The organism is Thermococcus sp. JCM 11816 (genome assembly GCF_055396515.1).
The window spans coordinates 1140511-1154082 of record NZ_AP043741.1 but is presented as its reverse complement, the minus strand read 5'-3'; the positions used below and the strand labels follow the sequence as shown (position 1 = coordinate 1154082).

General features: G+C 52.6%; 10 protein-coding genes and 1 pseudogene. All 11 read right to left on the bottom strand.

The genetic code is table 11. The annotated features are described in order from the left end of the window. Positions 1-4: 4 nt before the first annotated feature. On the bottom strand, positions 5-1267 hold the full coding sequence (locus tag ACZ5TN_RS06555) for an ATP-binding protein (RefSeq protein ID WP_464916292.1): 1263 nt from the start codon (positions 1265-1267) through the stop codon (positions 5-7). A gap of 85 nt (positions 1268-1352) precedes the next feature. Further along, a complete protein-coding gene (locus ACZ5TN_RS06550) occupies positions 1353-2141 on the bottom strand; it encodes a DODA-type extradiol aromatic ring-opening family dioxygenase (RefSeq protein WP_464916291.1) in 789 nt (262 codons plus the stop codon). A 40-nt stretch (positions 2142-2181) separates the two neighbouring features. Then, positions 2182-3378, bottom strand: a complete 1197-nt coding sequence (locus tag ACZ5TN_RS06545) for a hypothetical protein (RefSeq protein WP_011251154.1) — start codon at positions 3376-3378, stop codon at positions 2182-2184. 134 nt (positions 3379-3512) lie between these two features. Next, positions 3513-4658 (bottom strand): threonine synthase, encoded by a 1146-nt coding sequence (thrC, locus tag ACZ5TN_RS06540; RefSeq protein WP_464916290.1) that lies wholly within the window; start codon positions 4656-4658, stop codon positions 3513-3515. Beyond that, positions 4648-5751 (bottom strand): eCIS core domain-containing protein, encoded by a 1104-nt coding sequence (locus ACZ5TN_RS06535; protein ID WP_464916289.1) that lies wholly within the window; start codon positions 5749-5751, stop codon positions 4648-4650. Before ACZ5TN_RS06535 ends, thrC begins: the two co-directional genes overlap by 11 nt. A gap of 38 nt (positions 5752-5789) precedes the next feature. Next, the gene (gene psmB, locus ACZ5TN_RS06530; protein ID WP_464917549.1) at positions 5790-6389 is read right to left on the bottom strand and encodes an archaeal proteasome endopeptidase complex subunit beta; all 600 of its coding nucleotides are present in this window, start codon (positions 6387-6389) and stop codon (positions 5790-5792) included. 36 nt (positions 6390-6425) lie between these two features. After that, a pseudogene (locus ACZ5TN_RS06525) lies at positions 6426-7082 on the bottom strand (ABC transporter ATP-binding protein); the annotation flags it as partial. A 68-nt stretch (positions 7083-7150) separates the two neighbouring features. Further along, positions 7151-8164: a FecCD family ABC transporter permease gene (locus ACZ5TN_RS06520; RefSeq protein WP_464916288.1), complete on the bottom strand. Its 1014-nt coding sequence runs from the start codon at positions 8162-8164 to the stop codon at positions 7151-7153. A gap of 36 nt (positions 8165-8200) precedes the next feature. Beyond that, positions 8201-9535 carry a DNA double-strand break repair nuclease NurA gene (gene nurA, locus ACZ5TN_RS06515; protein WP_464916287.1) on the bottom strand — a complete coding sequence of 445 codons (1335 nt, stop codon included), beginning with the start codon at positions 9533-9535 and terminating at the stop codon, positions 8201-8203. Beyond that, positions 9535-12186: a DNA double-strand break repair ATPase Rad50 gene (rad50, locus tag ACZ5TN_RS06510; protein ID WP_464916286.1), complete on the bottom strand. Its 2652-nt coding sequence runs from the start codon at positions 12184-12186 to the stop codon at positions 9535-9537. Before rad50 ends, nurA begins: the two co-directional genes overlap by 1 nt. Next, positions 12183-13565, bottom strand: a complete 1383-nt coding sequence (gene mre11, locus ACZ5TN_RS06505) for a DNA double-strand break repair protein Mre11 (RefSeq protein ID WP_464916285.1) — start codon at positions 13563-13565, stop codon at positions 12183-12185. Before mre11 ends, rad50 begins: the two co-directional genes overlap by 4 nt. Positions 13566-13572 lie beyond the last annotated feature (7 nt).

Sequence of the window (13572 nt, the reverse complement as noted above, 5' to 3'; positions counted from 1 at the left end):
TGCTTTATGCTTTTTTCTGTCTCTTTTCGAGTAAAAACTTATACAGCGGAACTACTTTGACTTCTTTACCCTTTTCCTCTATTCTGTCCTCGGTATCCATCGTTACAAGGATTAAATCATCGCATTTGAGCTTTTTCCCTGCTTTAACGAGGTTCAAAACTTCCCTCTCGTAGTTTGAGGCGTTGAGCTCGTAGGTTACCTGTATCAGTTTTTTTACAGCGTTTCCTTCCCTCACGACAAAGTCAACTTCGCTCTCTCCGTCGGAATAGTACGAAAGGTCGATCATCGGATTGAAGTAGCTCTTTTCTCTCAGGAGTTCGAGGAAAACCATGTTTTCGATTTTTCTGCCGGCGTCTTCCCCCTTAAAGAACAGATTCGTGAATGAAGTGTCCACAAGATAAAGTTTCCTCGGGTTCACGAGCGTCTTTCTGTGGGAGGGACTGAAGAGGGGGAGCTGGAATATCAGGAAGGCGCTCTCCATGGCGCTGAGATAGTTTATCAGGGTCTTCACATTTAGCTCCAGTCCTAGGGCCTTCAGGCTCCTCTGGAGTGAGCGGTATGTGAAGTAGCTCCCGTAAAGAGACAGGACGTGGTAAAAGACCTCCTTGAACTCTCCTATGTCCCGGAAGGAAAACCTTTCGATTATGTCCCTGTAAAGAACCGTTTCCAGGATTGAGATGACCTTTTCCCTAGACCTGGTCTTCCAAACCTCAGGAAAGCCCCCCCATTTCAGGTAGTCCTGCAAAAGGGCTTTCAGCCTTCCCCTCTCCCTGAACGTATCAGCTTTGGTGGTTCCGGTAATCTCTCTAAAAGACAGGGGGAGTACGAGCCGTGATAGGTGCCTTCCCCTAAGCCTCGTGGGTATCTCAGAGGAGAGGAGTGCCGACGAGGAGCCCGAGACGTATAGGTCAAAGTCCTTGACGTCGTGGAGCCAGCGGAGCTTTCTGTCCCAGTCTCCCCACTCCTGAACTTCGTCGAGAAACAGGGTGACCTTTCCGCTTGGATACTCCTTCCTGACTTCTTCGGCGAGCTCTCTCGCCTCCATTCTTGCCAGCTCGGGCTCGTCGAGCGGAAGGTAGAGAACGTTCTCACCGTTTTCCAGCATATTCTTTGCCTTTTTCAGCATGAGGAAAGTTTTTCCAACCCTCCTAGGCCCGATTATGGCCTTTATGTCGCTTCCATGCGGCATTTCAACTTCCCGCGCGATCTCCTCAACGTAATCGAGGGCACCTATGTACTCAAGGGTTATCTCCTTCAGCCCAACCATGTGTAAAAATAATGCACGATAGTATTTAAAGCTTGTGTATTGGGAATACACAAAATAGTAAGAAAGTGTGTATTTCAACTACACGCTACTCCCTCACCCACAGCGCCCCAGCCATGCCGAAGTACGTCGGGCAGGCGTAGGCGCTCTCGACGAGCTTGACTGGAACTCTGTGCATCGCCCCAAGCATTATGAGCATCTGCCAGTAGCTGTCGGGTAAGGCCTTCTCTATCAGCTCGTCCGGAATTTCTGGAAGCTCCTCAAGGCGGTTCTTGTTTATCAGCTCCATAATAAGCCTGTCGTACTCCTTGCTCTCCTTCCTGTAGCCGTAGGGACCGTTCTCGTCGTGCGCGTGCCCGTGGTCTGCGCTCACTATGAGCGCGATTTTCTTCTCACTCCCCTCAAGGACTTCGCCGAGGACTTCCCCAGCCTTGATTAGTGTCTCCCTGCTAAGCCTTCTCGCGGGGGTTAGCAGAACGAGCGGCTTTTTTTCAAGGAACTGGAGCGGTATAAGTTCTCCCCATGTTAGGGGCCATCTTGAATACCTTCCGCTCCTGCTGGCGAAGTGCAGGTCAACGGTCGGGATTTCGGCTTCCTTCCAAGCGTTATAGACCTCTTCGGCAAGCCCCCTATCTGTCTCCCACTCCCCGGGAAGTTCAACGCCCTCAAAGCCGAGCCAGGAGATGAGATGCTGGGCCATGATAACGCCGAGATGGTCACTTATCCTGACGTTGTGAGGGCTTATGAGGACGTAGGAGTCAGCGTCTGAGAAGGCCTTCCCGATGTCCTTCAGGACTCCGGCGAGCTTTTCCGTTTCCTTATCTTCGGGACTCAGAACGGGGTTCCCGTGGGGCATGAGGCCTATTCCAAAGAGCATGGTACCACCATTTTAAATAATAAAAAAGAGTCTAAAAGGTTCATCCCCACTGTAGGGGAACCTCATAGTAGTTGCCGTTCTCGGAATATTTTGCAAAGTAGAGAACGTTGCCGTGCCAGCTGTTTATTATCACCTTAACAGCAGGTCTGTTGTTTGAGGACTGTCTGTATGTATCTACTGTTCCAGAGAAGCATATCTGGACTCCCTCTCCAGCACATGCCGAGACTGAGGTTGAAAAGTATACCCCACCATCGTCTGATGATTCTTGGAAATACGCCGTAAACTCGTCACCTGCATCTCTGAGGTGACTGTACCTGATCAAGTTTGAGGGTATTGTTCCAGGATCGTTATCAGTGTCTATTTTTGAGAAGTACACGATTTCTTGGGGGATAAGTTCATAAACTGTCCTGCAGATTAGGTATCCACATACATCGTACCTATCAATGCGGTACCTTACAGTGGCGTACACTGTTTTCATTTTCCCATCAGAAGTCGGGACTTCGGAGGCATATCCAAAGGGGGTGCTAACCCTTCCAGAACGCTCCCATCTGTCACTGCTTGGCTGTTCCCATTGGGCCACGGTCTGGGAAAATGAATCAATGGCTAGGGTATCGTCTTCGTTTATTATCAGGTGCTCTTCTACCCCTGGGACGCTGTGAAGCCTGAATATTTTTACGTCCTCCATGAACATATCTCCCACTTTCACGCTAGTAGCTTGGAATTCATTTTTAGGGTTGAGGTTCTGGATTGAGGGTCCTATGTTGTCCCTGTGGAGGGGGACTTTTATGTTCACGGAGGTCAATGGTTTCTCGGGATGGAACTCAATGAACTTGGTTCCCCAGTAGTTCTCACCCGAGACGATAATCAGTAGCTTAACTGGCCTGTAGACAGTCCTAGGCTCCCTAACAACCTTTCCATCTTTGATTACTGTCTCTATTTTTGTGCCCTTAGGAATCCTTTGTATCTTGACTGTAGGTGTCAGCATCGGTCCTTGATAGAGGATCTTGGGTTCCCCGAGGGTGTAATCCACAACCACAAGGGTGGCCCTTTGAATCTGGTGGTCCATTCCCAAGCTAATTTTCGCCAGCCCCACTGGCTTTCCCTGGAGCCAGTCGAGGTATGTAGAGTACAGCGTTCCGGCGTTGTCCGGCTGGACTCCGTAGGCTGAGGGTATTATCATAGTTACCATCACTGCGACGATTACTGCAGCTACTGCAAGTTTCTTTTTACTTCTCAAGGGAGCCACCTCCACTCTTTCTCAAGGGAGCCACCTTTGTGGCTCAAGTGAGTCATTGTTTTTTATCTTATATAAGTATTTCGCGATCTGATGTATTCAGCAACTCATCGTTACATCTTTGGCAGAATACTTTACTAAAATGACACACAGTTCTCCAGTCCTTCCAGCGGACAATTCACTATTTTGCCGGAGGGCATATGTGCGAGCACTTTTAATCCTGACCCCGTGAGAATAGACACAACTTTTGCCCCTTCATCGATTTTTTCACTCTCGACGAGCTTTTTGAGAACAGCAATCCCCGTTGCGCTCGCGGGCTGAACGAAGAGGCCTTCCTTTGCAAGCTCTCCCTGCGCTTCGAGGGTTTCTTCGTCGCTCACGGTGGTGCACTTCCAGCCGAACTCGCGGAGCAGCTTAAGGACGGCGTTTCCGCTCGGCGGGTACGGATTTGCTATGGCCTTCGCTATCGTGTTTGGGTTTTCGAAGCGCTCTATCCTTTCTCTTCTTTCTCTGAAGGCCCTGCATATCGGTGAACAGCCATCTGCCTGGACGGCTATCAGCGTTGGGAGTTCATCGATGAGCCCGCTCTCCTTCAGCTCGATGAAGCCCTTGGCAATTCCCCTGAACAGACCGCCTGAGCTCGTGGGGATTAAGACGTAGTCAGGAGTAAGCTCCTCCGCTATCTCGAAGGCAATCCCCTTGTAGCCCTCGACGCGGAATGGGTTGTCGGAATTGATGAAGTATATCCCAAGCTTCTCACCCAGCTCCAGGCTCTCGAAGTAGAGCCTTCCGTAATCTCCCCTAACCCTTATCACGTCCGCACCGTAAACGCTCACAGTTTTGAGCTTCTCCTCGCTCGCGCTCTCTGAGACGAGAATTTTGGCCTTTAGGCCAGCCCTCGCGGCGTAAGCAGCTACACTGGCCGCCATGTTGCCAGTGGAAACCGTTCCAATGGCCTTGTATCCCGCTTTGACCGCGTAGCTCACCGCCAGAAACGTTCCCCTGTCCTTGAAGCTCCAGGTCGGGTTTGCGGTCTCATTCTTCAGGTAGAGCTTTACCCCGAGCTCTTTTCCAAGTTTGGACTTCACGAGGGGAGTATCCCCCTCGCCGAGCGAGAGATCCATTGCTGGTTCTATCGGCCAGAAGTCCCAGAATCTCTCCCAGACGGTCTTTCCAAGGTAAGGCTCTGCATTGAAGGCTTCAAACTCAACTGGTTCACCGCACTCGCACCTCTGGACGGGCTCATCGTAAGTTTTTCCACATATTGGACATTTAAGCTTCAACTCTAACCCTCCTAACGGCTTTTAAGGTAACGACATTATCATCCCGAATTATCTCGAAGGTCGCGTATGTGTTCCCATCGGCGAGCTTCTCCAGGGTTTCCGCGAAGAGTTCGGCGGCTTTTTCATCCTCAAACTCAACCTTCCAGAGGATAACGTAATCGGTACCGTTGTTGGCCAGGATCAGTCTGTCCCCCATCCAGCTCGTTGAGACGTTCCATGCCGTATCGTTGTCGAGCTTCGCAACGTCCCTCATGAGGACGTAAAGGTAGAACACGCCCATTCTATCGTTTCTAAGGATGCTCCAGTTCTCTGGGACTTCTACCGTCACGTTCTTTGGCTTCCTGTTTTCAAGGTAGTACTCTGGAACCATTACCTGAAGGGTTGTTTCTGGATAGCGTTCGTAGGCCCGATTCACGAGCGTCCAGTTGCCCTTTTCGTAGAGGTATCTCACGAAGGAGTCTCCGAAGACGTAGGGGAATATGTGGATGTCCGTTAGTGGATCCCCGCTCAGCGAGCGTATCTTGTGGATCGGAATTCCGTTCCTCTCGCAGTAGATATCTGCAACCAGATCAGCATCTCCCTCTATTAGAGCCTGGATCGCGAGGGTTCCGTCGAAGGTGTCTGCGCCGTATTTGGCGTTGAACCACTGCTTCTGGAGTACGTGGACGCTCTCGTGGGCTATCGTCCTTCTCGCCGTGTCGGGATCTGCCATGAAGTTCTCCTCGATGATGTAGATTGTATCTCCAACGGTCGCCGCTATCCAGCCCGCGCTCCTCTCGCTCTCCTCTTTGATGTATTCGTAGTCGGGTGGGAGAAGAAGGGTCATCTTGTAGACCAGCTCCTCCCTGCGAAGCCTTTCGAGGTCGGGCTTTCCGGGCTTCCACATTTCGAGAGCAGTGGTTTTGCTTATGACGACGATCGTTGGTTTCTCTTTAAACTCCAGCCCCCTTATCTCCTCGACCTGGGTCAGTATCTTATCGGTCTCCTTTAGTATGGAGTCAGCCCCTTCGCTGACTTTAACGGCAGAGTACAGGGACGAGAACAGGAGCAGGAGTAAAGTGAGTGCGAGGGTTTTGCTCTCCGGTTTCCACATGGTAGGGATTCCGAAGAAAGAGGTTAAAAAGGATTGGTTCACTCCTTGAACTCGACGAACTCTTCCTTCATGCCGTCCTTGGTTATGACAACGACCTGGACCTTCCTGTCCCCGGTGTAAACGTCCCTCTTTCCAGCGGTTCTCACTGCCCTGACTGCCAGCTCCTTGGCTTCCTCAAGGCTCATGTCCTTCCTGAACCCGTCCTCGAGAACGGCTATTGCGAAGGGACTGCCCGAGCCGGTTGCAGTGTAGTCGTCGAAGATAAGCCCTCCGAGCGGGTCGAGGTTGGCCAGTGTGGGTTCCTCCACGTAGCCGCCGATGATTATCTGAACCATGTACGGGAACCACTTGTTCTCGTTCAGGATGTTGCTGAGCAGGTGGGCCATCGCCTTGGCGGTCATGGGCCTGCCCCACGTGAACTGGTAATACCTTGCTTCTGCCTCCAGCATCCTCGCGAGGGCCTGGACGTCGCCCACGCTTCCAGCCGTTGTTATCGCTATCCTGTCGGTTATCGGGAGTATCTTCCTTATGTTGAGGGTCTCAACCATGTGGTCGAGTGAAGCCTGAGTGTCAGCGGCAAGGACGACGCCTTCCTTCGTCCTGATTCCCACGGTTGTCGTACCCGTTTTCTTCTCCACCTTTCTCACCCCTAACCTAAGAAACGCACGTTCGTTTTAAACCTTTGCCAGCTCTGGGATAAAGACCCTGTGGGAGTCAACTTCCACTATTTTTGCCCTAATTCCGTAAACCCTTTCAAGGACATCGGGCGTTATCTCCCCTGGCTTTCCCTCCCAGAACTTCTCCCCATCTTTCATCACGACGAGCCTGTCTGCATACTCGAGGGCCAGGTTCACGTCGTGGAGAACCGTGATGATGATCTTCTCCCCCTTCAGCTCTCGGAGAAGCTCCATAACCGTTAGCGCGTGGTTAACATCGAGGTGGCTCGTGGGTTCGTCGAGGAGCACCGCCCTGCTCCCCTGTGCCAGAGCCCTCGCTATCAGAGCAAGCTGGAACTCCCCGCCGCTGAGGGCCGTTATCCTGTCCCTCCTTCTCTCCCAGAGGCCCACTCTCCTGAGGGCGTCTTCGACACTTCCCCCCGTCATGTAGCTCCCCATCTCCACGAACTCCTCAACGGTGAAGGCAAACTCCGGGAAGGAGCTCTGGGGGACGTACGTTATCAGCCTGGCCCTCTCGGCCGGTTTGAGGGAGAGAAGGTCCCTCCCGTCCAGCTCGACCTTTCCAATCGGCTTCAAAATGCCCACGAGGGACTTGAGGAGGGTTGATTTACCGGCCCCGTTTGGTCCTATTATAGCTAACAGCTCACCCCTTCTGGCCTCTATCTCCACATCTTTCAGGACTTCCCTCTGCCCGTAGGAGTATGAAACCCTCGCGAAGAGCCTCATCTCATCAGCTCACCCCTCTTGTGCTTCATGAGTAAATACAGGAAGAAGGGCGCGCCCATAAATGCTGTGATTATGCCGACGGGAATTACCTGAGGCTTTGCAACGGTTCTCGCTAAGAGGTCAGCGAGAACGAGGAGGATCCCTCCGAAGAGGGCAGTTGATGGAGTAAGCTCCCTGTGGTTCGGCCCGAGAATGATGCGCATTATGTGGGGGCTGACGAGACCAACGAAACCTATAACACCCGAGGTGTAGACCGCGAAGGCCGTCAGCGTGGCGATAACGCCAAGGAATACTTTCCTGTACAGGTGGAGGTCGAGGCCAAGGGCTATGCTCTCCTCGCCGAGCAAAATCAGGTTCAGCTCGCGCCACTTCCAGATGAGAAAGCCCGTCCCGAGCGAGGAAACAACGAGCATTATCAGGACTTCCTTCCACTCCGCCCCGTTGAAGCTTCCCAGAAGCCACGTCCAAGTGATGTAGGCGTTGTGCGGGTGGGTGACGTAGATGTACCAGGTGGCGGCGTTGGCGAGGAAGCCGTATGCTATTCCGGCTAGGAGCAGTGTGTCAACGGGCACCTTCCCGTTTGTCCTGGCCAGGGAGTACACGATGAAAACCGAGAGGAAAGAGAAGGCCAGCGACAGGTAGGGCATGTAGGTTATCCCTACCAGCAGGGAGAGCGCAGCGCCGAACGCCGCACCGGAGCTTATTCCAATTATGTATGGGTCTGCGAGCGGGTTTCTGAAGAGTGCCTGCGATGCAACTCCTGCCGACGCGAGAGATAGGCCCACCAGATAGGCAAGAAGAACCTCGGGAAGGCGGATTTTCCAGATTATTGAGAAGTACTTCGGCGGCTCGCCGAGGTTGAACGGGAAGAATCTTGAGAGAGTCACCTTGACCCCGTAGGCTATGCCGCTCGTTACATCGGAAGGACTCAGGCCGACCGGACCTATGTAGACCCCGAGGAATATTGAAAGGAGCGAGAGCACGATGAGCGCTGGGATAATCTTCCGCATGTGCTGGACTTTTTGTCCAGGTGTTTAAACCTTTCGCTACTCCAGTGGACTTCTTCCGTACTTCAGGAACACCCTCAGCTCGGGGCTCTCGGCCTTTATTATGTTGAGCAGGGCTTTAAGTTCGGCCTCAAAGGCCTTCTTTTCGATCTTGACGCCCTCGTGTGCCCTCTGGAGCGGCCTGAAGTAGCCGTTGCTCTCGTGCCATAGAATCTCGCTCAAAAGATCATCGTCTATGTCGCGGTTGCTCTGGAGCAGGTAGATTACTCCGCCCTTCATAGTCCTTATGTATGCACTGGGCACTCCTTTTGTTATCGTCTCCTCGACGTTCTTGAAGATTCCAGAGAGGACATCGGGAATTGAATGCTCGACCTTTGTTCGTTTTGGGAACCTGTAATAACCTGAAAGTTCACTTCCATATCTTTTTTTGAGGAATGCATCTAAGTATGCAACGTCCACGATATCCAGCTTGACCTGCTTGGCTATTGATTTATTGTAAAAGCTCTTTGCAAGATAAACGAGAGTTATATCGTCCGAGAGGAGTTTGTCTAGGGAGTACAGATATTCAAGGTAGCTTAGGACAACATGGATCGCATCCCGGATGTCCTCGATGATGATCTTTTTGCAGTATTTTTTCTTAATCTCGTTGAGGATTTCTTGAACGGTTTTGTCAGAGTTCTCTTCTAAGTACTCGAGAGGTATTGGAATTTTCTCTGGAAGTGTCTCACACGAGGAAATTCTAATCTTTCTGGCATATCCAAGAAGCCTTGAGGACGCGTATTTCTTGACAAAGTTATTGAGCAACTCATCGGCAAGAATGACTCCTGAATACGCTTTTTGAGATTTCCCAAGGACATTCATCAAGTTTTCGTAATTACGATCGAGCTCATCAAGAAAATCAGTAATCAAATCGCTGAATTTCTCTTTTAATAGGGCTTCAAGGGCATTTATTCCTCTCACGCTCTCAGGATAGACTGGTGGCCTCGTCAGGGAGCCCGTCAGGGTTCCGTCCATCATGACGTAGTCAACGTCCCCGAGCTTCGCGGACAGGTAGCCCAGCTTGTTCTCAAGGGTCTCCATCTGGAGCCTGATGATCTGATCGGAGATGCCCTGGTTGTAGAGCATCGCGTTGGTGTAGACAAGCCGATAAGCTGGCCCGTTGCCGAAGGCGTAGCTTGAAACGGCGTAGAAGATCGTGCCGCTCAGCCTTTGCTTTCCCTGGCTTCCGTCAACGGCGTAGACCCTCGTCTGCTTCCTCTCCTTCGGCAGAGGTTTCCACTCTATCTCGGCCAGCTTGCTCTCAGCCTCGCGGTAGCCCCTCTCCAGGAGCGCCTTTATCCTGTCCACGCTCCTCCTGTCGATGAGCCTGTACATCAGCCCACCTCCGCTTCCCTGACGACTGAAACGCCGTTCTCAAGGCTCACCCTTATCACCCTGTCCGCCGCGTCCTTCAGCTCCTCGTCGTGGGAAACCACGATGACCTGCGGTATCTTCCTGAGGTAGCGCTGCATTATGTCCACGAGCCTTCTCCTCCTCTCCTCGTCGAGGTACGGCGTCGGCTCGTCGAGAATGAGCAGGCTTATCTCTCCGGCAAGGTAGAGGGACAAGGCCAACCTGAAGGCAAGGCCTAAAGCTATCCTCTCGCCACCGCTGAGGAAGCCGAGTCCGTATTCCTTTCCGTTGTAGACCACGCCGAGCCTCACCTTGTTCTCCTCGGCCTTCACGGTGACTCCCGAATATTTTTCCTCGGTAAGCTCCTCAAATATCTCGCTCGCCATCTCGCCGACCTTGGCCAAGGCCCCTTCCTTGAGCAGGTTCTTGTAGGCCTTAACCTTCTCCCTGAGCCTCTGCACGCGCTCTCTCGCTTTCTTGAGCTTCTCAAGCTCCTTTGCCTTCTCCTTTCTGGTTTCCTTCTCCTCCCTCAGCTTCTCAAGGCTGGCCTTTACCTCGTCCCTGCGCTCTTCGAGCGACTTCAGGCGGGCCTCAAGGCCAGCAAGCTCGTTTGAAAGCTCCCTCGTCTTCTCCTTCAGCTCCTCGTGTCTGTCCTTATCGTAGGACTTTTCGAGCTCTTCAACTCTCTTCCTCAGCTCCTCGACCCTCTTCGAGGTCTTCTCGATTTCCTTAAGAATGGCCGTGAGATCAAGTTTGAGGCTCTTCAGAAGGTCTTCCTCCCGCTTGAGCTCGTCCCTCGCGGGCCTAAGCTCGATATAGCGCTTGTAAGCAGGCTCGAGCTCCTTCAACCTCTCTTCAAGCTCCTTAACGTCCCCAAATCCGAGCTTTTTCAGCTCGCCGAGCAGGGAAACCCTCTCCTCCTCAAGCTCCCTCAGCTTCTTTTCCACAAGGGCGAGCTTCTTCTTGAGGAGCTCCCCTTTCTTAATCTCATCCTCCAGGCTTTTTATCTCGCCATCTAAACCAGCCAGCTTTTTCTTCAGCTCTTCAGCTTTCTCGTTGGCCTCTTCGAGCTTTTCGAGGTCGTATTCCTTGAGCTTCTCCTCGGTTTCCCTGATCTGCTCAAGGACTTCCCTGAGGGCAAAAAGCTCCCTCTCCTTCTTCAGCGTCTTCTCGACCTCCACGAGCTCTGATCTAAGCTTCTTTTCCCTCTTTTCGAGCTCTTTCATCTCAGCCGATATCTCTTTTAGCTCGACCGTGTACTTCTCGAGGAGCTCCTTCCGGTGTTCCTCCGTGAGCTCTGCGCCGCAGACAGGACACTTCCCCTTCGCCTTCTTCAGCTCTATTATCGCCTTGTTCCTCTCCCCGGCGATGCTCTTCAGCTCGCCCCTCCTCGAGCCTATCTCCTCGAGTTCTTTCATGATCTCTTCCTTTCTCTCCCGGGCCTTCTGGATTTCTGCTTCTAGCTTTTCTATTTCCCCCTCGCTCAGAGTGAGCCTCTTCTTCAGCCTCTCGAGGTTGGCCATCAGCTCCTTAGCCCTCTGGTATGCCTTAAGATCCTCTTCGAGGGCTCCCAGCTCTTTTTGAAGTCCTTCTTTCTCCTTCAGGAGCTCCTTCACTCGGGCCTCTTTCTTGCTCAGTTCCTCAATGCGCTCCCTCAGGTTCTCCGCCTGCTGGGAGTAAGTGGCCAGGAGCTTTTCTATTCTGTTTATGCCCTCGGTAAAGTTCCTGTAGAACCTAGAGAGCCTTTCGTATTCCTTTGCCTTTTCCTCCAGACTCTCGAGCTCCTTTACCTTCTCCTTCAGTTCTTCAACCCTCTTCTCGGTTTCCCGGATCATGCTCTGGATTCCGCTCTTCTTGGCCTCAAGCTCTCTCAGGTTTCCTTCCTCGCTCTTCAGCTCAATCCTTGCCTTTGCGAGTTCCTCAGCAGTTTTTTCAAGTGCCTTCAGCTCCTTCTCAAGCCCCTCAAGCTTCCCTCTTAGTTCAGGGAGTTTCGGCGAGATTTCGTTTATTTCCCTGAGGACGGAAGTGAGCTCCTTTTCGAGGTTTCCTATCAGCTCGTCTATGTTCTCGGTGCTCTTCAGGTAGTCTTCGATGGCCTTTATCCTTGCATCAATCTCCTTTCTCACATCCAGAAGGTTCTTGTAGGAGTTTTCGTATCGGTCGAGGCCGAGAACCTGCCTGACTACTTTTTCCCTGCTCTCGTCGCTCTCAAGGATGGCGTCTATTTCGCCCTGTCGGATGTATATCGCGTTGAGGAAGACATCGTAGGGAACCAGCTTCTCCATCCACTCCCTCACGGGCTTCTGACCAGTCTCAAGGGTCTTCCAGGAGCTTCCGTCGTAGTACTTCACGAAGGCCAGTCCCCTGCCGATGTTTCTGTGTATCTGGTACTTCACGTTCCCCTTCTCGAAGAACACGGTAATTTCCGTCCCGCTCCCGTTTATCCTCTCGAAGTCGTCCTTTTTCAGGTCTTTCGGCTTCGACGGCCAGTAGAGCCCCACAAGGAGGGCATCGAGGAGAGAGCTCTTCCCGCTCCCGTTCTGGCCGATTATCAGGTTTATCCCGCTCGAGAAGTTCACCTTCGTGAGGGCGTGAGAGCGGAAGTCCTTTATTATTAGCTTTTCAATCTTCATCTCCCACCACCGAGCCAGTCAAGGAGGTTTGAACCTTTGGAGGGCTTTTTAACGACCTTCTTTTCAGACTCCTTGCGCTCTTTCTTCTCCCTCTGTCCTTTCCCTTGGGTTTTGGTTCTCTTTTCTTTCTCAGGGCTTCCTTCTTTCTTAGCTGTAGCATCTTCTTTCCTTTCGGGCTCTTCAGTTTTCTTAGGGAGCTTCTCGTCCCATCCCTCACCGAGGAAGAGCTCAACGACTTCTTCAATAGACTCGATGGTCTTTTCGCCCGTGAGGTTTATCGCCTTCAGCTCGACGGGAATGAAGTACTCCTCTGGCTTTGGAACTTCTCCTGAGGGGGTTCTCCCAGTCAGCTTCCTCTCGAACCTCGTCCTCACGTAGACGTAGCGGGCCTTTATCAGCTCGGTGAGCTTTGAAACGTCGTAGGGCCTCTCCCAGCGGATGTCAAGCCTCACAAAAGCTTCCTCTGGAATCTTGGTGGAGAGGCGCTTCAGTTCCCTCTTTGCGGTTTCTTCGTCGGCCTTGATGTTGACGTCAATGAAGGGCCTGACCTTCAGCTCCACGAACCTCGGCTCCCAGTCCTCGACGATGTAGAAGCCCTTAGGGTTCCCAGCGGTCGGCTTGAAGGTATTCCCGTCCCAGCGGTACCTTATCTCGTAGTCCCCGAAGTCCCACCTCTGGAGCGAGCCGGGATAGGCGAGCTTTCCGATGTCGTAGCTCGTCAGGAACGCCCTGTGGATGTGGCCGAGGGCGTAGTAGAGGTAGCCCTTCGGCAGGTCGCCGAGCCTGAGCTCGTAGTAGTCGCGCTGGCTCTCGGGCAGCTTGCCCATCATCTCCTCGACGAGTTCCCTGATTCCCTGGTGGAGCATAAGTATGGAGTCCCCCTCGGGTCTGAATATCTCCTTCGGCGGGTTCTTTTCGAGCCACGCCGCGCTCATGTATTTCATACCGTGTATCTCTATGCTTTTGTTGCCCTTATCAAAAACCCCTTTAACGAGCCAGCCCCTCTCGGTCTTCTCGCTCCTCTGGTGCTCGCTCTCAACCTTCTCCTCCCTGAGACCGATGAGGTAGAGCAGGCCAAGCTTTTCGAGGAGATGGTAAGCAGAAACCCTCCTCTGCGTCCTGTCGTGGTTGCCCTCGATTCCAAAAACTGGTATACCCCTCTCCTTCGGCAGTGAGAGTATTTCCATCGCCTGCTTCAGCGTTTCAGGGCTGGGCCTGCTGGAGTGGAAGAGGTCCCCTGCTATGAGTACGAAGTCAACCTTCTCCTCTACGGCTATCTCAATCGCCCGCCTGAATGCCTCCGCGAACTCGTCGGCCCTGTACGGCAGGCGGTACTGCTCGAAGCCCAGGTGGACATCCGCTATGTGTGCGAACTTCATCACATCA

What these genes read in the sequence shown, in the direction of transcription:
- ACZ5TN_RS06550 (WP_464916291.1), bottom strand. Translation starts at nt 2,141, where the DNA reads ATGCTCTTTGGAATAGGCCTCATGCCCCACGGGAACCCCGTTCTGAGT.
- rad50 (WP_464916286.1), bottom strand. Translation starts at nt 12,186, where the DNA reads ATGAAGATTGAAAAGCTAATAATAAAGGACTTCCGCTCTCACGCCCTC.
- ACZ5TN_RS06555 (WP_464916292.1), bottom strand. Translation starts at nt 1,267, where the DNA reads ATGGTTGGGCTGAAGGAGATAACCCTTGAGTACATAGGTGCCCTCGAT.
- nurA (WP_464916287.1), bottom strand. Translation starts at nt 9,535, where the DNA reads ATGTACAGGCTCATCGACAGGAGGAGCGTGGACAGGATAAAGGCGCTC.
- mre11 (WP_464916285.1), bottom strand. Translation starts at nt 13,565, where the DNA reads ATGAAGTTCGCACACATAGCGGATGTCCACCTGGGCTTCGAGCAGTAC.
- ACZ5TN_RS06535 (WP_464916289.1), bottom strand. Translation starts at nt 5,751, where the DNA reads ATGTGGAAACCGGAGAGCAAAACCCTCGCACTCACTTTACTCCTGCTC.
- ACZ5TN_RS06520 (WP_464916288.1), bottom strand. Translation starts at nt 8,164, where the DNA reads ATGCGGAAGATTATCCCAGCGCTCATCGTGCTCTCGCTCCTTTCAATA.